Source organism: Microbacterium yannicii, assembly GCF_024055635.1.
Lineage (GTDB): Bacteria > Actinomycetota > Actinomycetes > Actinomycetales > Microbacteriaceae > Microbacterium > Microbacterium yannicii.
The window spans coordinates 303,463-325,547 of sequence record NZ_JAMXMB010000040.1 but is presented as its reverse complement, the minus strand read 5'-3'; the positions used below and the strand labels follow the sequence as shown (position 1 = coordinate 325,547).

The window sequence follows — 22,085 nt, the reverse complement described above, 5'->3', positions numbered from 1 at the left end:
CGGCCAGCTCTCGGATGCGGCTCCGGCGCGGCACGCCGACCCGCTGTCCGGTACTTCTCCGGGGTCTGGCTTCCGTTGCGGTCGAACGCGGGCTCACAGACCACCTCCGAGAGCGCACCCCGTCGCTGCGATGCGCAACCCGAACAGGGCCGCTGCCGAGGCGCTCACGCAGACCAGGTCGCCGCGCGGACCGATCTCCACGGACGCGCCTGCCACCGCCGCCGCCACGGCCTCGCGCGCCCGCTCGTCGGACTCGCCGCGCGCGCTCAGGCGCGCGGCATCCGCCACCGCATCCTGCAGCCGCACCTGTCGTGCCGCTCCGGCGAGCGCCCCGACCCCGAGGACGAGCACCATCAGCAGCGCCGGCAGCGCGACCGCGAACTCGGCGACGACCGCACCCCGCTCCGCATCGGGCCGGAGGCGCCGCACGTCGCCGAGCCGCGGACGGATCATGCCACCGTGAGCGCGCGACGCACGAGATCCGTGAGGATGCCGCGCACCTCGTCGCTGCGCATGATCACGACCAGCAGGCCGGCGAACGCCACCGCCGCCATCGTCGCGATGGCGTATTCCGCAGTCGCGGCACCGGCGTCGTCGGCGAAGGCGCGAGCGGCGCCCTGCGGGCGGAACAGGCGCTCGGCGCGGCGACGCGTGTGACGCGGCACCGTCGTGGTGGTCCGAGGGAAGGACATGGGGTTCTCCGTTCGATGGAAGGGTGTGCGGGCACGGTCTGGGTCGCGGGTCTCACCGGCGCCCGAGGGAGCGGCACGTCGGGACCCGCGAGTACGGGCGCGTCGAGCTCGTCACAGGGAGACCGACATCGTCGACATGACGCTCAGCATCATCGGCGCGACTCCGAGGAGGAGGAAGGCGGGCAGGGTGCAGACGCCGAGCGGAACGAGCAGACGCGTGGAGAGCCGGGCGACCCGCAGACGTCCGTCGACCCGCGCCCGGTGGCGCGCGTGGGCCGCCGAGGCCCGAAGCAGCTCTACTGCGGGCACGCCGGCCGTACGGGAGAGAGTGAGCAGGGCATCCAGCTGCTCGCTCTGGCTCTCGAGGGCGGCGGGTTCCCCCCGCACTCCCCCGCCCGCCGTCGACCGATGGGGTGTCGAGCCGGTGTCGCGCAGCGCCAGGGCCTCGCGCACGACGGCTCGTGCGCGGTCTATCGAGACCCCGCCGCTGAGTGCGATCGCGATCAGCTCGGCATCGAGGCCCGGCACGTCGTCCGAGGCGCGAGCGCCGCGCACCAATCGGGTCGTCCAGCGCTGTGCTGCCACCATGAGGAGAGCACCGCCGGCAAGACACGCGAGCCCTAGCGGGTTCGTGAAGAGCGTCCCGAACGTGTCGAAGCCCAGCGCCGCACCCAGCCCCACCGCCACCAGCGGCAGCCAGCTCATGAGGCGGGCGGTACCGGCGGGTTCGGCAAGGGCGACTCGCACATCGTCGGCGGCCTCGTGCGCGTCCCGCAGCGCGACGGCCAGACCTCGCAGGCACTCGGCGAGCGGTGCACCGACGACGAGTGCGACCTGACACGCGGCACCCACCTCGCGCCACGCGCCCGGCCCTGCGGTCGCGATGGCCTGGGGCAGCGGCATCCCGCAGTCGATCGACGATGCGACGCGCACCGCTGCCGGATCGCCCGTGCGGGCGAGGTGCTGCCATGCGCGTGCCGGCGCGACCCCGGCTTGCAGCAGCACGGCGAGACGCAGCACGGTCTCGGCCGCATCGGCGGCGGACGGGTCGCCCCGCCGGGCAAGCCGGAACCGCCCCATCGGACCAGGCAGGGCGCGACGGCCCCGCGCACCGGCGTCGCGCACCGGCGTCGGTGCGGCGACCGATCCGCGACGCTCGGTCAGTCGGTGTCCCATCGCGCCTCCTCGATCGCGAGGCGGCCGTCGCCGCCGACCACCGGCCGACCGGCGGCCGCGATGCGACGCGTGCCGTCGGCGCATCGCTCGACGTGCAGCACGAGTCCGATCGCGCTCGCCGCCTGACGCGCGAGGGCGCGATCATCGAGCCCCGCGAGCGCACCCAGCGCCTCGAGCCGGGCGGGCACATCCCCCAGTCCGTTCGCATGGACCGTGCCGGCCCCGCCGTCGTGACCGGTGTTGAGCGCTGACAGCAGCTCCCGCACCTCGTCGCCCCGACACTCGCCGACCACGAGCCGGTCGGGACGCATCCGGAGGGCCTCGCGGACGAGTCGCGCCAGGCCGATGCCGCCACTCCCCTCGATGTTGGGTTGCCGCGCCTCGAGCCGCACGTGGTGCGGATGCGCGATGCGCAGCTCGGCCACGTCCTCGATCGTGACGATCCGCTCGTCTGCGGGAGCTTCTGCGAGCAACGCGGCGAGGAGGGTCGTCTTCCCCGCACCGGCTGCGCCCGAGACGAGAAGGTTCACGCGTCCGGCGATCGCCTCGTCGAGCCGGCGCCGCACGTGCTCGCCGAACATGCCGGTGCGTTGCAGATCGTCGAGCGTCGCGACGTCGAGGCGCGGGATGCGAATCGAGAGCAGTGTTCCTTCCGGTGCGATGGGCGGCAGCACGGCGTGGACGCGGATGCCGCCCTCCAGTCGCACGTCGACGCAGGGCGATGCGTCGTCGATGTGGCGTCCGCCCGCACCGATGAGAGCGACGGCGAGGTCGCGTACCTCTTCTTCTGTGGCCCGCCACTCGCGAGCCGCCACGACGCCGGCGCCGCGATCGACGAAGAGCCCGGCGGAACCGTTCACGAACAGGTCGGTGACGTCGGGGTCGGCGAGATACGTCACGAAGGGCGCCAGGGCCGGATGCCGTTCCTCCAGCGGCCGTCGCGGCAGCCGCGGTCGATCGTGGCGCACCGGCGATCGCTCGGCGAAGGCGGAACCGGAACCCGGCTCCGCCACCTGCCGCCCGGCTGCCGACGCCATGGATGAATCGGCGGACCGCGCTTCCGACGTGCCGGGGGCCCGCACGTCCGAAGTCTCTGGACGCCGGGGCGGGACCCAGGCGGCCGTGGATCGCCGCCCCGCGGCCACTCCGGGACCCGCCGGGGCGGCGAGCGCTGTGGCCGCCGGGCCGGCCACCGCCCGCCCCGCGGATGCCGCAACGGTCGCGCCCCTCCGGCGATCCGGGAGCGAGCGGGCAGCGGCATCCCAGCGGCTCTCCCCCGCCACCTCGACCCGCCCGGCCGCGGAGCCCGCCGACGACGGCGCGTCGACGTTCGTCGGCGACGACGACCCGCGGATCGCGGCATCCCACGCGTCCTTCGTCGCAACGGGACCGGCGACGCGGGAACGAGGACGAGCGATGAAGGGCGCGGACATGCTCCGACGCTAGAAGCGCCGCTTCCGGACGGGCGGGCCAACCGGATGATCCGTGGAGAGGCGGCGCGACACGAGCGTTGGGGAGGAACCGACGTCACGATCGCGTCGGGACCGCTCCCAGAAAAGAGTGGCGGCATCCCATGGGGGGAATGGGATGCCGCCAAGCGCGGGCCCGAATTCGGGGGGTGACGTCGGGCGCCGCAATGCCAGAATCGATGTTCGGCCAACGGTCAGCATATGGCAGGTAGGGGTCCTGACAAAACGAAAAGGAGAGGATTCTCACTGATATATCGGTCGAGTCCAACATTGCCGCCGCTACCCACTATCGGGGGTAGCCGGTTCCGGCCGCCCTGAGTACATTTCCTGGCAGACTCGCCGACAATCGTCGGCTCCCTCCAGCCCGCAAAGGAGCGCGCTCCCATGAGCGAACATTCCCCGGTCACGCATCCCGGCAGCAGCCAGATCGACCACCTCCTGACCGAAGATCGACGGTTCGCCCCGACCGCCGAGTTCGCCGGCAACGCCGTGGCCACCGCCGAGCTCTACGAGCAGGCGAAGGCCGACCGGCTGGGCTTCTGGGCCGACCAGGCCCGCGACCTCCACTGGCACACGCCGTTCACCGAGGTGCTGGACTGGTCGAACCCGCCGTTCGCGCAGTGGTTCGCCGACGGTGAGCTCAATGTCGCCTACAACTGCCTCGACCGCCACGTCGAGGCCGGCAACGGCGACCGGGTCGCGCTGCTGTGGGAAGGCGAGCCCGGCGACGAGCGCCGCGTCACGTACGCCGAGCTCACCGACGAGGTCAAGCGACTCGCCAACGTCCTCGAGGGACTCGGCATCGGTCAGGGCGACCGCGTCGCGATCTACCTGCCGATGATCCCGGAGGCGGTCGCCTCGATGCTGGCGGTCGCGCGCATCGGCGCCATCCACTCCGTCGTCTTCGGCGGCTTCTCGGCCGACAGCCTGCGCGCCCGCATCGACGATGCCGGCGCCAAGCTCGTGATCACGGCCGACGGCGGCTACCGCAAGGGCAAGGTCTCACCGCTCAAGCCCGCCGTCGACCTCGCCCTCGGCGATCGGGGAACCGGCGAGCAGGAGACGGTCGAGCACGTGCTGGTCGTCAAGCGCGGCGACAACGATGTCGACTGGGCCGACGGCCGCGACCTCTGGTGGCACGATGTGGTTCCGGCCGCGTCCGCCGAGCACGAGGCGCAGGCCTTCCCCGCAGAGAACCCCCTCTTCATCCTGTACACCTCGGGCACCACCGGAAAGCCCAAGGGCATCCTCCACACCTCCGGCGGCTACCTCACGCAATCGGCCTTCACGAACAAGGTCGTCCACGACATCCACCCCGAGACCGACGTGTACTGGTGCACCGCTGACATCGGCTGGGTCACCGGCCACACCTACGTCACCTACGGTCCGCTCGCGAACGGCGCTACGCAGGTGCTGTACGAGGGGACTCCGGATGCCCCGCACCCCGGTCGCTGGTGGGAGATCGTGCAGAAGTACGGGGTCACGGTGCTCTACACGGCGCCGACCGCGATCCGCTCCTTCATGAAGCTCGGACGCGCGATCCCGAAGCAGTTCGACCTGTCGTCGCTGCGGCTGCTCGGCTCAGTGGGCGAGCCCATCAACCCTGAGGCGTGGATGTGGTACCGCAAGATCATCGGCGGCAAGACCGCGCCGATCGTCGACACCTGGTGGCAGACCGAGACCGGCGCCATCATGGTGTCTGCCCTCCCCGGCGTCACCGAGACGAAGCCCGGCTCGGCGCAGGTGCCGTTGCCCGGTATCTCGATCGACGTCGTCGACGAGGACGGATCCCACGTCGGCAACGGCAACGGCGGACTGCTGGTCGTGACCGAGCCGTGGCCGTCGATGCTGCGGGGAATCTGGGGCGACCCCGATCGCTTCGTCGAGACGTATTGGGAGAAGTTCCAGAAGCAGGGGTACTACTTCGCGGGCGACGGCGCCCGTCTCGACGACGACGGCGACGTCTGGCTGCTGGGCCGGGTCGACGACGTCATGAACGTGTCGGGACACCGCCTGTCGACCACCGAGATCGAATCGGCCCTGGTGGGCAACGACGCCGTCGCCGAGGCGGCGGTGGTGGGCGCGTCCGACGAGACCACCGGCCAGGCCGTCGTGGCGTTCGTCATCATCAAGCAGTCCTACCTCGACGAGCACGACGTGGAAGGCCTCGGCCAGACCCTCCGGCAGTGGGTCGGCGAGCAGATCGGGCCGATCGCGCGTCCCCGCGACGTCTACATCGTGGGCGAGCTGCCCAAGACGCGCTCCGGCAAGATCATGCGCCGCCTGCTGCGCGACGTCGCCGAGGGTCGCGAAGTCGGCGACACCACGACCCTCGCTGACACCGCGGTCATGTCGGTGATCTCGGCCCAGATCAAGTAGCCGAAGAACAGAGCGGATGCGGCAGCACCGGGCTGCGGCATCCGCTCTGTTCGTTCGTGAACGCCGGGTTCACTCGAAGCTGAAGACGACCTCGACCTCGACAGGGGCGTCCAACGGCAGCACGGGCACGCCGACGGCCGAGCGGGCGTGGGTGCCGGCGTCGCCGAAGATCTCGCCGAGCACCTCGCTCGCGCCGTTGATCACGCCCGGCTGGCCGGTGAAGTCGGGAACGGATGCCACGAATCCGGTGACCTTGACCACGCCGGTGAGCCGGTCGACGCCGCCGACGGCCGCTGCTGCCGCGGCGAGCGCGTTGAGGGCGCTCTGACGGGCATAGCCCTTGGCGTCGGCCGCGGGCACGAGACCCTCGCCTTCTCCGACCTTGCCGGCCGCGGGGAGCGAACCGGAGATCATCGGCAGCTGGCCGGCGGTGTACACGAGGTCGCCGTGAGCTTTCGCGGGCACGTAGGCGGCGACCGGCGGCACGACACCGGGAAGGGTGATGCCGAGTTCGGCGAGACGATGGCTGACGCTCATGGTCACGCCCCCTCGAACTGCTGGGCGGCCTGGGCCGCGGCATCCAGTCCCGCGTTCAGCTGGCCTCCGCCGACGGGACGCTTGAAGTAGGCGACAAGGCCGCCTTCGGGACCAGGCACGACCTGGACGAGCTCCCAGCCCTGCTTGCCCCAGTTGTTGAGGATCGCGGCGGTGTTGTGGATCAGCAGGGGCGTGGTGAGGTACTCCCACGTCGTCATCGCGACTCCTCGGATAAGCGGAAAGGGCGGAGGGTGAAGGCTGGGAAACACCTCGGCGGGCGCACGTCTCTGAGGGAATCGCCCAGGTATCTCCCCTACGATCAAGCCTATGCCTGATACCAAACGCACGGCCACAGGTGTGCTCGGCGGCCTCGCCGGGCTCGTCGGCCTCAGCGCCGCAGCCGGTGTCCTCATCGCAGCGACCGTCACCCCCGCGGTCGCCATCACGAGCACTGCGGCCGAGCGTGCGATCACGATGTTCGACAACCTGCCGAGCTCGCTCGAGATCGACAAGCTCATGGTGCCGAGCAACTTCTACGCCACCGATCCGGCCACCGGCCAGCCCGTGTTGCTGACGAAGTTCCTCGAGCAGGACCGCACACCAGTCAACTTCGATCAGATCAACCCGGTGATGTACGACGCGCTCCTCTCCAGCGAGGACCCGCGCTACTACCAGCACGGCGGAATCGACCTCATCGGCACCACCCGAGCGCTCCTCTCGAACGCTGGTGGCGCCAGCGAGACGCAGGGTGGATCCTCGATCAGCCAGCAGTACGTGAAGAACGTGCTCATCCAGAAGTGCGAGCAGAACGCCACGACGGAGTACGAGACCGACGACGCCGGCGAGCCCGTTCTCAATGAGGACGGCACACCGAAGGTCAAGGTCAGCCGCGATCAGGCGCTGCTCAACTGCTGGACGGACGCCACGACGGCCGAGGGGTCGGAGGGGTACACCCGCAAGCTGCAGGAGATGCGCTACGCGATCTCGCTGGAGCAGAAGTACTCGAAGAACGACATCCTGCTCGGGTACCTCAACATCGCGAACTTCGGCGGGATCACGTACGGCATCGAGTCGGCTGCCCGCCAGTACTTCAGCACCACGGCGGCGAATCTGACGGTCGCCCAGGCCGCGACGCTCGCCGGCATGGTGCAGAACCCCAACAGCTATCGGATCGACAAGCCCGAGGGCTCCATCGTCACGGCAGACGGGACCCGGTTCAACAAGGCGCCCGACGGTGTGATCGATGAGGGTGCCAAGCTCGGCGTTCTCGACGCCCTGGTGAAATCCGGCGACATCACCGAAGAGCAGAAGCTCGCTGCCGCCGACGGCTATACGTCCACGAAGGTGCGCCAGCTCTACGTGCTGAGCCGTCTGCTCGACGATGGGAAGATCACCCGCGAGCAGTACGTCGAGGCCGCGGTGTGGCCGATCACTCCCGCTGTGACGCCTCCCAAGACAGGGTGCGTCAACGCCGTCGGGGCGGAGTACTTCTGTCAGTACGTGAAGGACGTCATTCTGCACGATCCCGCGTTCGGTGAGACGGACGAAGACCGTCGGGCGCTGCTGCAGCGCGGTGGTCTCAACGTGTACACCACCCTCGATCCGCGCATCCAGGACAGCGCGAGAGAGGCCATGTCGAAGAACGCACCCGCGAACCCGACACTGCCGCCGACGAAGGAGAACCCGAACGGCGGTCGGTTCGGAGCTGCCACGGTGAGCCTCGAAGCAAGCACCGGACGGATCCTGTCGATCACGCAGAACACCCAGTTCAGCGAAGACGCGGCGGTGAAGGACGACCGGACCTACTCCTCCCTGGTCTTCGCGGGTGACAGGAAGTTCGGAACGTCCGGGGGGTTCGAGGCCGGATCGACGTTCAAGCTCTTCACGCTCATCGACTGGCTTGAGAAGGGTCACTCCGTCAACGAGCCGCTGAACGGAACACTCCATGTGTTCAAGCGGCTCAAGTCGTGCGACGGCGACTGGGTCAACCAGGGCAACGTACTCATCAAGAACTTCGGGAACAACAAGGGATACATGGGCAATCCCATGCGATTCACGAAGGACTCACTCAACACCGGCTTCTTCGCCATGGCCGAGAAGCTCGACCTCTGCGACATCAGGAACGTCGCAACTCGCATGGGCGCCACCCTCGCGGATGGTTCAGAGGTGAAGATGAACGGCCTCGGCTCGATCATCGGCTCTAACGCGATGTCACCGATGGCGATGGCTGCGGCATACGCCACCGTGGCGAACAACGGAGTCTACTGCCAGCCGCAAGCGATCGACCGGGTCACCGATGCCGAGGGGAACGAGATCGCCAAGCCACAGCGCACGTGCACACAGGTCATCGCACCGAACGTCGCCGCGACCGCCGCCTACGCCCTCAAGGGTGTCATGCAGGGCGGTGGCAGCGGGAGCCAGGGCAACCCGGGCGACGGCACCGTCACGATCGGCAAGACCGGTACGCACGAAGCGAAGCAGACATGGCTCGTGCAGTCGAGCACGAGCGTCACGACGGCGACGTGGGCCGGCAATGCCGACGGCAACGGCGATGTCTTCAAGGCGGGTCTCAACAACATCCGTTTCGCAATTTCGAAGGCCATTCAGCGCACCGTCGACCAGACGCACCCGGGCGGAGCGTTCGCCGATCCCGACAACGAACTGATCAAGGTCCAGCTCGCGCCGCTCCCGAACGTCGTCGGGCAGACGATCGAGCAGGCGACGCAGACTCTGACCGACGCGGGCTTCGAGGTCGCGGTAGGAGCGCCCGTGGATTCGGATCAGCCCGAGGGTGTTGTGGGTGCGCAGAACCCCGGTCCCGGGAACGTCGCGGGAGGAAGCACCGTCACGATCAGCCCGAGCAACGGCCAGGGCCTCACAGTCCCCGATGTGACCGGGCGCTCGCTGGATGACGCCAAGAAGGCGCTCCGCGCGGCCGGCTTCGGCAATGTGGGCGACGGCACGTGCACCGCCGATGCCGCCCTGGGCGCCCAGACGAAGGCGACCGCGACGAACCCCGCTGCGAACTCGCTCGTGAACCGCAACACGTCGATCGTCATCGACTACAGCGCCGCGGACTGCGGCGGTGGCGGCCGGGGCCCCGGCAACGGCGGCGGCAACGGCTAGTGCCGCCGACAGCAACCCGCACCGCCCTCACCGTGCTCGGCACGGTGGGGGCGATCGGTGCCGGCGCCGCCATATGGGGCATCGGGATCGAGCGCTACCTCTTCACGGTCCGCTTCCACGACGTCGCGGTGCTTCCGGCCGGCGCCGCGCCGATCCGGGTCCTCCACCTGTCCGACGCTCACATGGCGCCGTGGCAGCACCGCAAGCAGCAGTGGATCGCCGCCCTCGCCGAACTCAAGCCCGACCTCGTGGTGAACACCGGCGACAACATGGGTCACCCCGAAGGCCTCCGCGGCCTGCGCGCGGCATTCGACCCGCTGCGCGGCATCCCTGGCGTCTTCGTGCATGGTTCGAACGACCACACCGCTCCGTCGCCGCGGAACCCGTTGAAGTACTTCACCGGGCCGTCCAAGGTGAAGCACACGTCCGAGCCCCTCGACACGCAGGCGCTCGACGACTACCTCATGGACGAGCTGGGCTGGCTCGACCTGAACAACCGCGTCGGAATGATGGATGCCGCCGGCCGGCGCATCGCCGCATTCGGCGTCAGCGATGCCCATCGCGAGTGGGACGAGCTCGAGGTGCTCCCGGGGCTGCTGTCGGAGTTGCGCCGCGATGAGCCGGCAGACCTCACCATCGGCGTGACCCATGCCCCCTACCGGCGGGTGCTCGACGATTTCGTCGATCTCGGCGCCGACGCGGTCTTCGCCGGCCACACCCACGGGGGTCAGGTGCGGGTGCCCGGGTTCGGCGCACTCGTGGCCAACTGCGACATCCCGCTCAAGCAGGCGCGCGGCCTCAGCACCTGGACACACGACGCGCGCACTGTGCCACTGAACGTGAGCGCCGGTCTCGGTCACTCGATCTACGCGCCCGTGCGCTTCGCGTGCCGGCCTGAGGCATCGCTCTTGACGCTCGTTCCGCGGGCGTAGGGGCCAGCTCCTCCCCAGAAGCGCAGGACCGCGGGTCATCCACAGATGCGTACGACCCGGGCTGGAACGGGTCGCCGAGCCCGCAGTCTCGACGTGTGTCGAAGAATCACCGAAAGCCGCTCGAGCTCTCGTCGGAGCCCGCGTCCCCGATCCTGCGCTTGCTGTTCGCGCGGCTCCCAGCTTCCGCGTACCTGCTGCTCCTGCCGTTGCTGATCGTGCTGCTCATCATCGATGTCATGGCGCCTCCTCATGCCGGTGCGGCGGAGCGCGGCGTCGGATTCGGCACGTGGGCACCCATCTCGGCATACGGCTGGCACGGTTCCATGCTCATCGGCGGCGTCCACACGTACTGCATCACACCGGGTGCCCCGGCCCCTACCGGACCGAGCACCGATCACGGTATCAGCGGTTCGGCCGCCGGACTGTCTCCGCAGCAGCTGGCGGGGATCAACCTGCTGATCTCGACCTACGGGCAGACTGAGGATCCGGTTCAGGCGGCGGCCGTGGCCTGGGCGGTCAAGGCGATCGCGAATCGCGACGAGACCCTGCACGCCTTCGGATACCCGGGCGACTCCCTCGCCGGGGCCATCCATTGGACGCTCTCCGCGCTCGCACCGCAGCACGACCGCGCCGTGCAGGAGCGCGCCGTCGCCTACTACGACGAAGCCACGCGTGCCGCGTCGAACACCAGCTCCCCGACCGGTCGCCTCGTGTTCTCGACGGATGCCGCGGACCACCGCAGCGGCACCGTGCGCGTCGAGGCGACCGGCGCCGCGGCCGGAACAGTGACTCTCGTGAACGCCGTCTTCGCCGGCTCGGGTTCGCCGACACTCGACAACGCCTCGGCGGGAACCGAGTACGCGATCCGCGCCGTCCCACCCGCGGAAGGACGGGCGTACACGGTCAGCGGCACAGGCCGGTTCCGCACCGGCCTCCCGGCTGCGGTGCGCCACTACACCACACCCGGCGGCCAGCAGACGGCCGGTCCCGCCGCCCCCCTCGAGTTCGAGATCGTCGGCGCAGACGCTGCCCCCCGCGTTCCGCCGTTCTCCCCCCGCATCTCGACCCGGGTTCCGGTGCGAGTGACGGCCGGTGGTCCGTACATCGACGAAGTGACATTCTCCGCTGAAGACGGTTCCTGGCCGCGTGCCGAAGACGGGTCGTACCTGCCCGTGACCGCGGTCGCCGTGGTCTACCGCACCGATGCGGAGCCTGTGCCCGGCGCGGAGGTGCCGACCGAGGCATCCGTCGTGGGCAGCCTCCGGGTGACCACCGACGCTCTGGCCGGTCCGACCATGGCGTACACCGTCGCATCGCCGTGGGAGATGACTGCTCCCGGCTTCTACACGGCCGTCTGGAGCGTGACTGCGGCAGACCAGGTCGGTCCGGTAGCCGCCCACACCGGGCCGGACTTCGCCTGGACGGAGCGCTTCGGCGAACCGTCGCAGGTCGCCGTCGTCGCACCTCCTCCTGCGACGCCGACTCCTCTGCCCGCACCGTCGACGGAGAGCCCTGCTCCCCCCGTCGAAGACGCGCCCGCCGCCACGCCGGAGCGCGCTCTGGCGGCGACCGGAATGAACGCCGGCGACGTCCGCGCCCCTGCAGCGCTCGCCATCGGCCTGCTCAGTATCGGCATCGCGATCGTCGCGTCACGGCGTCCCCGGTTCGGAGCACGGCCCACGATCAGGTAGACTCATGGGGTTGTCAACGGGGTGTGGCGCAGCTTGGTAGCGCGCTTCGTTCGGGACGAAGAGGCCGCAGGTTCAAATCCTGTCACCCCGACAGCAGAGAGGCTCCGCCGGAAGGCGGAGCCTCTCGTATGAAAGGACGGACTCCATGGCTGACAGCAACCCGCCCCTTCTCGTCGCGTTCGACCTCGACGACACCCTCGCTCCCTCGAAGAGCCGGATCGACCCGCGCATCGGTGAGCTGCTCATCGCGCTGGCGGAGCGGGTGGAGGTCGCGATCATCTCCGGCGGACAGCTGGCCCAGTTCACGTCGCAGGTCGTGGACCGTCTGCCGGATGCCTCGGCCGCTGTCCGTTCGCGGATACACCTGCTGCCGACCTGCGGCACCCAGTACTACCGCTTGACAGAAGACGGTGTGGACACCGTCTACAAGCGTTCGCTGACCGAGGACGAGAAGTCGCGTGCACTCGCCGCCGTGGAGGCCGAGGCCCGGCGTCTCGGGCTCTGGGAGTCCGAGACCTGGGGCGACATCCTGGAGGACCGCGGTTCGCAGATCACGTTCTCCGCGCTGGGTCAGCAGGCGCCGGTCGCGACGAAGATGGCCTGGGACCCGACCGGCGAGAAGAAGAACGCCTTGCGCGCGGCTGTCGCGGCGCTGATCCCTGATCTCGAGGTGCGCTCCGGCGGCTCCACCTCCATCGACATCACCGAGCAGGGCATCGACAAGGCCTACGGCATGCGTCAGCTCGCCGAGCAGACCGGCATCGCACTCGACGACATGCTGTTCGTCGGCGACCGGCTCGACCCCGAAGGCAACGACTATCCCGTCCTCGCGATGGGCGTGCGCTGCCACGCGGTCGAGGGCTGGGAAGACACCGCCGCCCACCTCGAGCAGCTGATCCCCACGCTCGCCGTCCGCGTCTGACGCCCGGGATCGCGAAAGGGTAGATATCCGCTCTGAACAAGACGGAAATCTACCCTTTCGCGCATCCGGCGCTCTGCGCTCACGCTTGAGGGCGGGAGGCGGCGCTCTTCGACGCGGTGGTCTTCGCAGGGCGGGATGCGGCGGCATCCGCCTTGCCGTTCGCCGTCGCCCTCGGAGCCCGCGCCGCGGCACCGGACGCCACGCGCACGCGCGGCGCGCCACCGCCGACGGCCTCGGCCGGTGCGCCCGCGAGGGGCAGCAGCCGCGTGAGCTGGGTCACGTGGCGCGGCTCGAGCTCGGCGAGGGTGGAGACGCCCAGCAGCTTCATGGTGCGCTCGATCTCGCTGCGGAGGATGGCGATCGTGCGGTCGACGCCTTGCCGCCCACCCGCCATGAGGCCGTAGAGGTATGCGCGGCCGATCAGGGTGAACTTCGCGCCCAGCGCGATCGACGCCACGATGTCGGCACCGTTCATGATGCCGGTATCGACCATGACGGTGGCGTCCTTGCCGACCTCGCGCACCACCTCGGGCAGCAGCCGGAACGGGATCGGCGCGCGGTCGAGCTGGCGTCCGCCGTGGTTCGACAGGATGATGCCGTCGACGCCGGCGTCGATGAGACGCTTCGAATCGGCGACGTTCTGCACGCCCTTGACGACGATCTTGCCCGGCCAGATGTCGCGGATGATCGCGAGATCGTCGTAGCTGATCGTCGGGTCCATCGCGGCGTCGAGCAGCTCGCCGACGGTGCCGCCCGTGGTCGACAGCGAGGCGAACTCGAGCTTCGGCGTGGTGAGGAAGTCGTACCACCACCAGGGCCGCGGGATGGCGTTGATGATCGTGCCCAGCGTCAGCTGCGGCGGGATCGAGAAGCCGTTGCGCTTGTCGCGCAGGCGGGCGCCGGCGACGGGGGTGTCGACGGTGAACTGGAGCGTGTCGAACCCGGCGGCCGCGGCGCGACGGGCCAGCGCGTACGAGATCTCGCGATCGCGCATGACGTACAGCTGGAACCAGTTGCGTCCGTGCGGGTTCGCCTTCTTCACGTCCTCGATCGACGTCGTTCCGAGCGTCGACAGCGTGAACGGGATGCCGGCGGCACCGGCCGCGCCCGCACCGGCGGTCTCGCCCTCGGTCTGCATCAGGCGCGTGAAGCCGGTCGGCGCGATGCCGAAGGGCAGAGCCGACGGACCGCCGAGGATCTCGGTCGACATGTCCACGTGCTCAGCCGGACGCAGGATGTCGGGGTGGAACTCCACGTCTTCGAATGCCTGGCGCGCGCGGGCGAGCGAGAACTCGCCCTCGGCGGCGCCGTCGGTGTAGTCGAAGGCCGCCTTGGGCGTGCGGCGCTTGGCGATCGTGCGCAGGTCGTGGATCGTGAGCGCCGCCTCGAGCCGGCGCTTGCGGCCGTCGAGTTCGGGCTTCTTGAACTGCATGAGCTCGAGCAGCTCTGCAGGCTTGGGGAGCTGGCGCTGGACCATGGGAGTGCCTTTCAGGAGGTCGGATCCGTCGCGGCGGATCCGGGGACGGAGTCGGCGGGCGCAGAGCGGGCGAGGCCCGCCGACGAGTAGTAGCCGACGATGTGGTCATGGACGAGGGTGCGGGCGCGAGCGGCATCGCCCGCGTCGACGGCGTCGAGGATCGCGTGGTGCTCGCGGCGCAGGCGGTCGGCGGCGGCATCCCATTCGGCGATGCCGGCGGCGCCCGCCTGAACGTACGACTCGATCGCGGTGCGGAGTCCCGCCATCATGGCGGCGATCACGACGTTGCCCGATGCCTCGGCGAGGGCCAGGTGCAGCTGCGCATCGAGCGCGAGGAACTCCGGTGCCGTGAGATCGGCGGCGTCCATCGCCTCCAGCACCTCGCGAGCGCGCGCCGTCGACAGGGCAGGATCGGTCGCGACAGCATCGACGACGGCGGATTCGAGCACGAGGCGGGTGGCGACCACGTCGTCGAAGGGAAACCCCTGCGCGGCGACCTGCAGTCGCAGGAGGGCGGACATGCCGCCTTCCGGCGTGGCGATGATGATGGCACCCGAGGTCGGTCCCGAGCCCGTGCCGGTGCGGATGAGACCCATCACCTCGAGCACCCGCAGGGCTTCGCGCACGCTGGAACGGCCAACCCCGAGGGTCGTTGCGAGTTCGCGTTCGGGCGCGAGCCGGTCGCCGGGGCGCAGCGTGCCGTCGAGCAGGTCGGTCTCGATCTTCTCGAGCACGACGCGCCAGGCGCGGGCCGGCGCGAGCGCCGGCGAAGTCGGGGTCCCTGCCACGGATCTCCTCGTCGATGTCGGATCCGCATCCCCTCCTCTATGAAGTGCATGGTGTGGTCAGACCACGATAACGTGTGGTCCTACCACAGACAAGCCGGGTGACGCGCGATGTCGCCCCGGGGGGCGATACCCTGACCCCATGGAACCCCTCCCCCTCGTCCTCATCGTCGCGGGCGTCGCCGCCGCGTTCTGCTGGATCACCTCCCTCATCACCAACGAGACGTCGTGGATCGATCGGATCTGGTCGGTCGTGCCGGTGATCTACGTGTGGATCTTCGCCGGGGCCGCCATCGCCGCCGGCGTCGACGCCACGAGGCTCGTCGTGATGGCTGTGCTGGTGACGGCGTGGGGCGTGCGGCTCACCTTCAACTTCGCGCGCAAGGGCGGCTACACCGGCATGGAGGACTACCGCTGGGCGGTCCTGCGCGGCCGTATGAAGCGGTGGCAGTTCCAGGTGTTCAATCTGCTCTTCATCGTCGGGTTCCAGAGCGCCCTGCTGGTGCTCATCACGCTGCCCGCCTACATCGCATGGCAGCACCCGACGCCGTTCAACGGATGGGATGCCGCGTTCTCGGTGATCTTCGCGGCATTCCTGGTGGGCGAGACCGTGGCCGATCAGCAGCAGTGGGCCTTCCACCAGGCCAAGAGAGCGGCCGGCGGCACCCTCGAGCCGGGATTCCTGACGAGGGGCCTGTTCGCCTACAGCCGCCACCCGAACTTCTTCTTCGAGCAGGCGCAGTGGTGGGCGTTCTACGCGCTCGGAGCGGTGGCGCTCGTCGCCGACGGCGGGAGCTGGCTCAACTGGACGATCGCGGGGCCGGCGCTGCTCACGGTGCTCTTCATCGGCTCGACGATCTTCACCGAGTCGATCTCGGCCGCGAAGTACCCGGCCTACCGCGACTACCAGCGCGCGACGTCGATGCTGGTGCCGCTCCCCCGCCGTCGCGGACGCGCCCCCGAGACCGCCTGAGCGCCGGCCGCCCTGGCGTCATTCCAGGCGCCCGCCCGACGCACGCAGGTAGTCCTCGGCGCACAGCGACTCGTAGGTGACGCGGTCCGCGCTGAGCTCGTCGATGGCGACCTGGTCACCGTCGAACACGAACCGGCCGCCGACGAGACGAGCGTTGAAAAGAGCTTTGCGACCGCAGCGGCAGATCGTCTTGAGTTCTTCGAGGCTGTGAGCGAGCTCGAGCAACCGCGCCGAGCCGGGGAACGCCTGCGTCTGGAAGTCGGTGCGGATGCCGTAGGCCAGCACCGGCACGCCATCGAACACGACGATGCGCAGCAGGTCGTCCACCTGCTCGCGCGTCAGGAACTGCGCCTCGTCGATGAGGAAGCACGCGACGTCGACCTCGTGCTCCTCGGATTCCGGGACCAGCGTGGCCGCGGCATCCGCCCTCACCCGCGCGCGATGCTCGGCGAACAGGGCCCGGATATCGTCGTCCGGACCGACGAGGAAGTCGACCGTGCGCTTGACGCCGAGGCGACTGTCGATCTGGTCGGCGCCCTTGGTGTCGACCATGGGCTTGGCGAGCAGGACGTGCTGCCCGCGTTCCTCGTAGTTGTACGCGGCCTGAAGGAGCGACGTCGACTTGCCGGAGTTCATCGCCCCATAGCGGAAGTAGAGCTTGGCCACGGATCGAGCGTAGTCGGTGGCGGCGGCACCACCTGCCGCAGTCGCCGCCCGCGCGACCAGCGGGACCAATCTAGGAGGTGACCACTCCGCGCTCCCATGACTCGATGGCGCCCGGGCGCTCGGCGAAGCTCGGCGCCGGCCTGGCGACCTCGGGAACCCGCGGCAGCCACTCCGGGTCGCGGAGGGACGCCTTGGCGCGCAGGTGGGACAGCTCGAAGCCCAGCTGGCCGGAGGTGACGGGGATGCCGGGGGCCGCGGCATCCGGTCGCAGCACGCGCGAGCCGTCGAACGAGTAGCCGCGCGCTGCCGCCTCCGTTCGCAGGCCGCTGAGGTAGTGGCCGATCGCGTCGAGCGGCTCGTCGACCGCCCGGAACCGCTCGAGCTGAGGGTGCCGGGTGTAGCCGCGCGTGCTGCCCGCGAGCACCGCCTGAGCGAGGAGGCCCTCACGCCAGCACGCCACCAGAGCTGCTCGGTCGAGGATCGACGGATGCAGCGACCACAGCCTCATGGCGGACTACGCGGTGAGCGCGAGCGCCTCCGCCGTGTCGCCGAGCAGCTCCTGCGCGACCTCGGGACGCGCGTTGAGCGTGTCGCCGTACGTCGGGATCAGCTCGCGCAAACGCGGCTCCCACGCGTCGATGCGGTCGGGGAAGCACGTCTTGAGGAGACCCAGCATGATCGACACGGCGGTCGATGCGCCCGGCGAGGCACCCAGGAGACCTGCGATCGTACCGTCCGCTCCGGTGACGACCTCGGTCCCGAACTGCAGCACGCCGCCCTTCTCCGGGTCTTTCTTCATCACCTGGGCCCGCTGGCCGGCCTGGATGATGTGCCAGTCCTCGTCCTTGGCCGTCGGCATGAAGACGCGCAGGCTGTCGACCTTCTTGGCGTGGTTCTTCAGCAGCTCGCCGACGAGGTAGGTGATGAGGCTGGGGTTGTCCCACGCGACCTTGAGCATCGGGCCCAGGTTGTGGGGGCGCACCTGGCCCACGATGTCGAACCACGAGCCGGTCTTGAGGAACTTCGGGCTGAAGGTCGCGAACGGGCCGAAGAGCAGGGACGCCTCGCCGTCGACGACACGGGTGTCGAGATGCGGCACCGACATCGGCGGGGCGCCCACCGATGCCTGCGAGTACACCTTCGCCTTGTGCTGGGCCACGACCGCCGGGTTGGAGGTCTTCAGGAACTGCCCGCCGATCGGGAAGACGCCATAGCCGGCGATCTCGGGGATGCCCGACCGCTGCAGCAGCTTGAGCGCCCAGCCGCCGGCGCCGACGAAGACGAACTTCGCGCGGATCTCGCCGGGCGTGCGGCCGACGGTGCGACGGTACTTGACGCGCCAGGTGCCATCGGGCAGGCGCTTCAGGCCGCGCACCTCGGTGTTGAGACGCACGTCGGCGCCGTTCTCGGCGAGCCGGTCGATGAGCTGGTGGGTCAGCGCGCCGAAGTCGACGTCGGTGCCCGCCGGCATCCGGGTGGCGGCGAACGGCTCGCCCTTGCGGCGCTTCTGCATCAGCAGCGGTGCCCACTGGTTGATGACCCGGGAATCCTCGCTGTACTCGATGCCCGCGAAGAGCGGCTCGTCCTTCAGCGCCTCGTAGCGCTTCTTGAGGTAGGCGACATCCTTCTCGCCGCGCACGAAGGTCATGTGCGGGGTGGAGTTGATGAACGTCGACGGGGCGTCGAGCACGCCGGCTTCGACGAGCGACGACCACAGCTGGCGGCTCTGCTGGAACTGCTCGTTGATCGAGATCGCCTTGGCGGGGTCGACCGTGCCGTCCTTGCCCTCGGGCATGTAGTTCAGCTCGCAGAGCGCCGCGTGGCCGGTGCCGGCGTTGTTCCAGGGGTTCGAGCTCTCCTGAGCGACATCGCTCAGCCGTTCGAACACAGCGATCTTGAGGTCGGGCTGCAGCTGCTGCAGCAGCGTGCCCAGCGTCGCGCTCATGATGCCGCCGCCGATCAGCAGAACGTCGACCGTCCCCGTGGGGAGATCGCTGTCGTCAGGGCTGGGCAGGGCGTCGGAGGGCGTTTCGGTCACCAGATGATTCTAGTTCCGCCCGAAAGCACCCCTGACCGGGCGACGGCTCCTCCCCGGAAAGTCTCGGGGTTCTTGCCGAAACGACAAGGGAGCGGATGCCGCGGCCGCGGCATCCGCTCCCTTGGAGTCGTGGAGGTGAAGGTCAGGCGGTGACGCCGTCGTTCGACAGGCTCAGGGACCGGGCCGCGATGAGCTCCGCGATCTGCACCGCGTTGAGCGCGGCGCCCTTGCGCAGGTTGTCGTTCGAGATGAACAGCACGAGGCCCTTGCCCTCGGGCGCGGACTGGTCCGCGCGGATGCGGCCGACATAGCTCGGGTCGGTGCCGGCGGCCTGCAGCGGCGTGGGAACCTCCTCGAGCTTCACACCCGGCGCCGAGGCGAGCACCTCGCGCGCCCGGTCGGGCGTGATGTCGCGCGCGAACTCCACGTTGACCGACAGCGAGTGGCCGGTGAGGACGGGCACGCGCACACACGTGCCGGCGACGCGGAGCTCGGGCAGCTCGAGGATCTTGCGGCTCTCGTTGCGGAGCTTCTTCTCCTCGTCAGTCTCGTTGAGCCCGTCGTCGACGAGGTTCCCGGCGAACGGGATGACGTCGAACGCGATCGGGGCGATGTACTTCTCGGGCTGCGGGAAGTCGAGGGCCGCGCCGTCGCGGGCGAGACGCTCGACGTCGCCCTGTGCGAAGACGCCCTCGAGCTGACCCAGGAGCTCCTGGACGCCCGCGAGCCCCGAGCCGCTGACAGCCTGGTACGTGCTGATGATGAGTCGCTCGAGACCGGCCTCGGCGTCGAGGACCTTCAGAATCGGCATCGCGGCCATCGTGGTGCAGTTGGGGTTCGCGATGATGCCCTTGCGCGCCTCGGCGATCGCGTGCGGGTTGACCTCGCTCACGACGAGCGGCACGTCGGGGTCCATGCGCCACGCGCTGGAGTTGTCGATGACGACGGCGCCCGCCTCGGCGAAGCGCGGCGCGTGCGCACGGCTGCCGGTGGCGCCGGCCGAGAAGAGGGCGATGTCGATGCCGTCGAGCTCGGCGGTGGCGACATCCTCCACGGTGACGGCCTTGCCCTGGAAGATGACGTCGGATCCGGCCGAGCGGGCCGTCGCGAAGGCGCGGATCTCGCGCACCGGGAACCCGCGCTCCTCGAGAATGTCGATCATCGCGCCGCCGACCTGGCCGGTGGCGCCGACGACGGCGACGGAGAGTCCTGAATCGGAGATGCGGGTCATGGGTGAGTCCTCAGCGTGGGTACGAGCGTGAAGCGGACGCGCGGGCACCGTCGGACGCGCGGGTTTCGGCGATTCTACCGCCGCGCGCCGGCGCCTCGGCCCGCCGTTACATCTGTCGTGGACGGATGCCGCGGGCCGCGGCATCCGCTCGCTCGCGTGCGTGCGATCAGGCCGAGGGCGCGCGCAGCTTGAAGCCGACGTGCGAGGGCGTGTAGCCCAGGCGCTCATAGAAGCGGTGTGCGTCGACACGCGCGGCGTCGGAGGTGAGCTGGATGAGGGTGGCGCCCAGCGCGGGTGCGGCGACGTCTGCGACCCAGCGCATCATCGCCGCCCCGATCCCTGAGGAGCGGCAGTCGCTCGCGACACGCACGGTCTCGACCTGCAGACGGTCCGCGCCGGCACGCGCGAGCCCCGGGATCACGGTCAGCTGCATCGTGCCCACGATCCGGTCCCGCGAGACCGCGACGAGTTGCGCGTTGGCCGGGTCGGCGGCGATCCGCTCGAGGGCCCGTGCGTACGCCGGCCGATTCTGCTCGAGGCCGGTGTCGCCGCGCGCGGCGCTGATCGGGTCGTCCGACAGGAGCGCCATGAGGGCGTCCAGATCGTCGGTGCCCGCGACACGCAGGGTGACGACGCCGGCCCGCGTCGAGAGGTCGACGGGAAGCTCGAGGCCCGACACCACGCGGGTCAGCGGCCGGTGCCGGCGTGGACGGTGGCTTCGATGTCGCCGTCGAGGCCGTAGGCCGTGTGCACGACGCGGGCGGCCTCGGCGAGGTCGTCGCCGCGCACCACCACGGAGATGCGGATCTCGGAGGTGGAGATCATCTCGATGTTGATGCCCGCGACGCTCAGCGCCTCGAACAGGGTGGCGGAGACGCCCGAGTGCGTGCGCATGCCGGCACCGACGACCGACAGCTTCCCGATCTGGTCGTCGTGGACCAGGTTCTCGAAGCCGATGTCGGACTGGTCGCCGACGAGCGCCTTGAGCGCTGTCGCGGCGTCGGTCTTCGGGAGGGTGAACGAGATGTCGGTGCGGCCGGTCGCGGCGGCCGACACGTTCTGCACGATCATGTCGACGTTGGCACCGGACTTCGCGATGACCTTGAAGATCTCGGCCGCCTTGCCCGGCACATCCGGCACGCCGATGACGGTGATCTTGGCCTGTCCGAGGTCGGTGGCGACCCCTGCGACGATCGGCTCTTCCATCTCTTCTCCCTCTTCGCCCTCGGGGACGCTCATTCCGGGGCCGAGCACATAGGTCCCCACGCTCGAGCTGAACGTGGAGCGGGCGTGGATCAGCACGCGGTGACGGCGCGCATACTCGACGGCGCGGATGTACAGCACCTTCGCGCCGTTGGCGGCGAGCTCGAGCATCTCCTCCGCCGAGACGACGTTCAGCTTCTGGGCCTTCGGCACCACGCGCGGGTCGGCGGTGAAGATGCCGTCGACGTCGCTGTAGATCTCGCAGACGTCAGCATCCAGCGCGGCGGCCAAGGCCACCGCGGTGGTGTCGGAGCCGCCGCGACCGAGCGTGGTGATGTCGCGGGTGTCGCGATTGAAACCCTGGAAGCCGGCGACGATGACGATCGCGCCCTCATCGAGCGCTTCGCGCAGACGGATCGGCGTGACGTCGACGATGCGCGCCGAGCCGTGGTCGGCGGTCGTGATCATGCCCGCCTGGCTGCCGGTGAACGAGCGCGCTTCGAAGCCCATCGAGTGGATCGCCATGGCGAGCAGCGCCATCGAGATGCGCTCACCGCTCGAGAGCAGCATGTCGAGCTCCCGCGGGGCGGGGATCGGCGCCACCTGTCCGGCGAGGTCGAGCAGCTCGTCGGTCGTGTCGCCCATCGCGCTCACGGCCACCACGACATCGTGGCCGGCACGGCGCGTGTCGACGATGCGCTTGGCGACGCGCTTGATGCTCTCGGCATCGGCGACCGACGATCCGCCGTACTTCTGGACGATCAGCGCCACATCGAACTCCACGCGTA

General features: G+C 69.7%; 20 protein-coding genes and 1 tRNA gene. 7 read left to right on the top strand and 14 right to left on the bottom strand.

Annotated elements, in window-relative coordinates:
- Positions 1–93: 93 nt before the first annotated feature.
- The 4 genes from NCG93_RS19260 to NCG93_RS19245 all read right to left on the bottom strand — a co-directional run bounded on the left by NCG93_RS19260 (position 94) and on the right by NCG93_RS19245 (position 3,301).
- Positions 94–453 (bottom strand): TadE family type IV pilus minor pilin, encoded by a 360-nt coding sequence (locus NCG93_RS19260; RefSeq protein WP_194413328.1) that lies wholly within the window; start codon positions 451–453, stop codon positions 94–96.
- A complete protein-coding gene (locus NCG93_RS19255) occupies positions 450–692 on the bottom strand; it encodes a DUF4244 domain-containing protein (RefSeq protein ID WP_241741604.1) in 243 nt (80 codons plus the stop codon). The genes NCG93_RS19260 and NCG93_RS19255 overlap by 4 nt, the downstream gene beginning before the upstream one ends.
- A 111-nt stretch (positions 693–803) precedes the next feature.
- A complete protein-coding gene (locus NCG93_RS19250; RefSeq protein WP_194413798.1) occupies positions 804–1,772 on the bottom strand; it encodes a type II secretion system F family protein in 969 nt (322 codons plus the stop codon).
- A gap of 80 nt (positions 1,773–1,852) precedes the next feature.
- Complete coding sequence (locus tag NCG93_RS19245; RefSeq protein ID WP_308212200.1) at positions 1,853–3,301, bottom strand: TadA family conjugal transfer-associated ATPase; 1,449 nt, start codon at positions 3,299–3,301, stop codon at positions 1,853–1,855.
- A 420-nt stretch (positions 3,302–3,721) separates the two neighbouring features.
- Here NCG93_RS19245 and acs point away from each other — a divergent pair, with 420 nt between their 5' ends.
- Entirely contained in the window at positions 3,722–5,716 is a 1,995-nt protein-coding gene (acs, locus tag NCG93_RS19240) for an acetate--CoA ligase (protein ID WP_194413325.1), read from the top strand.
- 69 nt (positions 5,717–5,785) lie between these two features.
- Here acs and NCG93_RS19235 read toward each other — a convergent pair whose 3' ends face one another.
- Positions 5,786–6,253 carry a RidA family protein gene (locus tag NCG93_RS19235; protein ID WP_194413324.1) on the bottom strand — a complete coding sequence of 156 codons (468 nt, stop codon included), beginning with the start codon at positions 6,251–6,253 and terminating at the stop codon, positions 5,786–5,788.
- 2 nt (positions 6,254–6,255) lie between these two features.
- On the bottom strand, positions 6,256–6,471 hold the full coding sequence (sp36, locus tag NCG93_RS19230) for a Sp36 family protein (protein WP_194413323.1): 216 nt from the start codon (positions 6,469–6,471) through the stop codon (positions 6,256–6,258).
- Between the two features lie 109 nt (positions 6,472–6,580).
- Between sp36 and NCG93_RS19225 the strand changes: the two genes are divergently transcribed.
- The 5 genes from NCG93_RS19225 to NCG93_RS19205 all read left to right on the top strand — a co-directional run bounded on the left by NCG93_RS19225 (position 6,581) and on the right by NCG93_RS19205 (position 12,924).
- Positions 6,581–9,379 carry a transglycosylase domain-containing protein gene (locus NCG93_RS19225; RefSeq protein ID WP_194413322.1) on the top strand — a complete coding sequence of 933 codons (2,799 nt, stop codon included), beginning with the start codon at positions 6,581–6,583 and terminating at the stop codon, positions 9,377–9,379.
- Positions 9,379–10,311 carry a metallophosphoesterase gene (locus tag NCG93_RS19220; RefSeq protein WP_194413321.1) on the top strand — a complete coding sequence of 311 codons (933 nt, stop codon included), beginning with the start codon at positions 9,379–9,381 and terminating at the stop codon, positions 10,309–10,311. Before NCG93_RS19225 ends, NCG93_RS19220 begins: the two co-directional genes overlap by 1 nt.
- 95 nt (positions 10,312–10,406) lie before the next feature.
- Complete coding sequence (locus tag NCG93_RS19215) at positions 10,407–12,002, top strand: hypothetical protein (RefSeq protein WP_194413320.1); 1,596 nt, start codon at positions 10,407–10,409, stop codon at positions 12,000–12,002.
- Positions 12,003–12,019: 17 nt separating this feature from the next.
- Positions 12,020–12,093, top strand: a tRNA-Pro gene (locus NCG93_RS19210).
- Between the two features lie 54 nt (positions 12,094–12,147).
- Positions 12,148–12,924, top strand: a complete 777-nt coding sequence (locus tag NCG93_RS19205; protein ID WP_194413319.1) for an HAD-IIB family hydrolase — start codon at positions 12,148–12,150, stop codon at positions 12,922–12,924.
- Between the two features lie 79 nt (positions 12,925–13,003).
- Here NCG93_RS19205 and NCG93_RS19200 read toward each other — a convergent pair whose 3' ends face one another.
- Together NCG93_RS19200 and NCG93_RS19195 are read right to left on the bottom strand one after the other, a co-directional pair.
- Positions 13,004–14,401, bottom strand: coding sequence for an alpha-hydroxy acid oxidase (locus tag NCG93_RS19200; protein WP_194413318.1), 1,398 nt, complete (start codon positions 14,399–14,401; stop codon positions 13,004–13,006).
- A gap of 11 nt (positions 14,402–14,412) precedes the next feature.
- Positions 14,413–15,189 carry a FadR/GntR family transcriptional regulator gene (locus NCG93_RS19195; RefSeq protein WP_194413317.1) on the bottom strand — a complete coding sequence of 259 codons (777 nt, stop codon included), beginning with the start codon at positions 15,187–15,189 and terminating at the stop codon, positions 14,413–14,415.
- A gap of 139 nt (positions 15,190–15,328) precedes the next feature.
- Between NCG93_RS19195 and NCG93_RS19190 the strand changes: the two genes are divergently transcribed.
- Positions 15,329–16,159 carry a DUF1295 domain-containing protein gene (locus tag NCG93_RS19190; RefSeq protein WP_194413316.1) on the top strand — a complete coding sequence of 277 codons (831 nt, stop codon included), beginning with the start codon at positions 15,329–15,331 and terminating at the stop codon, positions 16,157–16,159.
- A gap of 18 nt (positions 16,160–16,177) precedes the next feature.
- Here the strand turns inward: NCG93_RS19190 and NCG93_RS19185 are convergent, their stop codons facing one another.
- The 6 genes from NCG93_RS19185 to NCG93_RS19160 form a co-directional block, all read right to left on the bottom strand.
- Positions 16,178–16,825, bottom strand: a complete 648-nt coding sequence (locus NCG93_RS19185) for a thymidine kinase (protein ID WP_194413315.1) — start codon at positions 16,823–16,825, stop codon at positions 16,178–16,180.
- 70 nt (positions 16,826–16,895) lie between these two features.
- Positions 16,896–17,333 (bottom strand): pyrimidine dimer DNA glycosylase/endonuclease V, encoded by a 438-nt coding sequence (locus tag NCG93_RS19180; RefSeq protein ID WP_194413314.1) that lies wholly within the window; start codon positions 17,331–17,333, stop codon positions 16,896–16,898.
- A gap of 6 nt (positions 17,334–17,339) precedes the next feature.
- The gene (locus NCG93_RS19175) at positions 17,340–18,839 is read right to left on the bottom strand and encodes a malate:quinone oxidoreductase (protein ID WP_206687536.1); all 1,500 of its coding nucleotides are present in this window, start codon (positions 18,837–18,839) and stop codon (positions 17,340–17,342) included.
- 166 nt (positions 18,840–19,005) lie between these two features.
- Positions 19,006–20,094, bottom strand: a complete 1,089-nt coding sequence (locus tag NCG93_RS19170) for an aspartate-semialdehyde dehydrogenase (protein WP_194413312.1) — start codon at positions 20,092–20,094, stop codon at positions 19,006–19,008.
- 166 nt (positions 20,095–20,260) lie between these two features.
- Complete coding sequence (locus NCG93_RS19165) at positions 20,261–20,776, bottom strand: GNAT family N-acetyltransferase (protein ID WP_194413311.1); 516 nt, start codon at positions 20,774–20,776, stop codon at positions 20,261–20,263.
- 5 nt (positions 20,777–20,781) lie between these two features.
- Complete coding sequence (locus NCG93_RS19160; protein ID WP_194413310.1) at positions 20,782–22,068, bottom strand: aspartate kinase; 1,287 nt, start codon at positions 22,066–22,068, stop codon at positions 20,782–20,784.
- Positions 22,069–22,085: the final 17 nt, after the last annotated feature.

Bases quoted from the DNA above. Each gene is read 5' to 3' on its own strand.
- NCG93_RS19260 (WP_194413328.1), bottom strand. From the start codon at position 453: ATGATCCGTCCGCGGCTCGGCGACGTGCGGCGCCTCCGGCCCGATGCG.
- NCG93_RS19255 (WP_241741604.1), bottom strand. From the start codon at position 692: ATGTCCTTCCCTCGGACCACCACGACGGTGCCGCGTCACACGCGTCGC.
- NCG93_RS19250 (WP_194413798.1), bottom strand. From the start codon at position 1,772: ATGGGGCGGTTCCGGCTTGCCCGGCGGGGCGACCCGTCCGCCGCCGAT.
- NCG93_RS19245 (WP_308212200.1), bottom strand. From the start codon at position 3,301: ATGTCCGCGCCCTTCATCGCTCGTCCTCGTTCCCGCGTCGCCGGTCCC.
- acs (WP_194413325.1), top strand. From the start codon at position 3,722: ATGAGCGAACATTCCCCGGTCACGCATCCCGGCAGCAGCCAGATCGAC.
- NCG93_RS19235 (WP_194413324.1), bottom strand. From the start codon at position 6,253: ATGAGCGTCAGCCATCGTCTCGCCGAACTCGGCATCACCCTTCCCGGT.
- sp36 (WP_194413323.1), bottom strand. From the start codon at position 6,471: ATGACGACGTGGGAGTACCTCACCACGCCCCTGCTGATCCACAACACC.
- NCG93_RS19225 (WP_194413322.1), top strand. From the start codon at position 6,581: ATGCCTGATACCAAACGCACGGCCACAGGTGTGCTCGGCGGCCTCGCC.
- NCG93_RS19205 (WP_194413319.1), top strand. From the start codon at position 12,148: ATGGCTGACAGCAACCCGCCCCTTCTCGTCGCGTTCGACCTCGACGAC.
- NCG93_RS19200 (WP_194413318.1), bottom strand. From the start codon at position 14,401: ATGGTCCAGCGCCAGCTCCCCAAGCCTGCAGAGCTGCTCGAGCTCATG.
- NCG93_RS19190 (WP_194413316.1), top strand. From the start codon at position 15,329: ATGGAACCCCTCCCCCTCGTCCTCATCGTCGCGGGCGTCGCCGCCGCG.
- NCG93_RS19180 (WP_194413314.1), bottom strand. From the start codon at position 17,333: ATGAGGCTGTGGTCGCTGCATCCGTCGATCCTCGACCGAGCAGCTCTG.
- NCG93_RS19170 (WP_194413312.1), bottom strand. From the start codon at position 20,094: ATGACCCGCATCTCCGATTCAGGACTCTCCGTCGCCGTCGTCGGCGCC.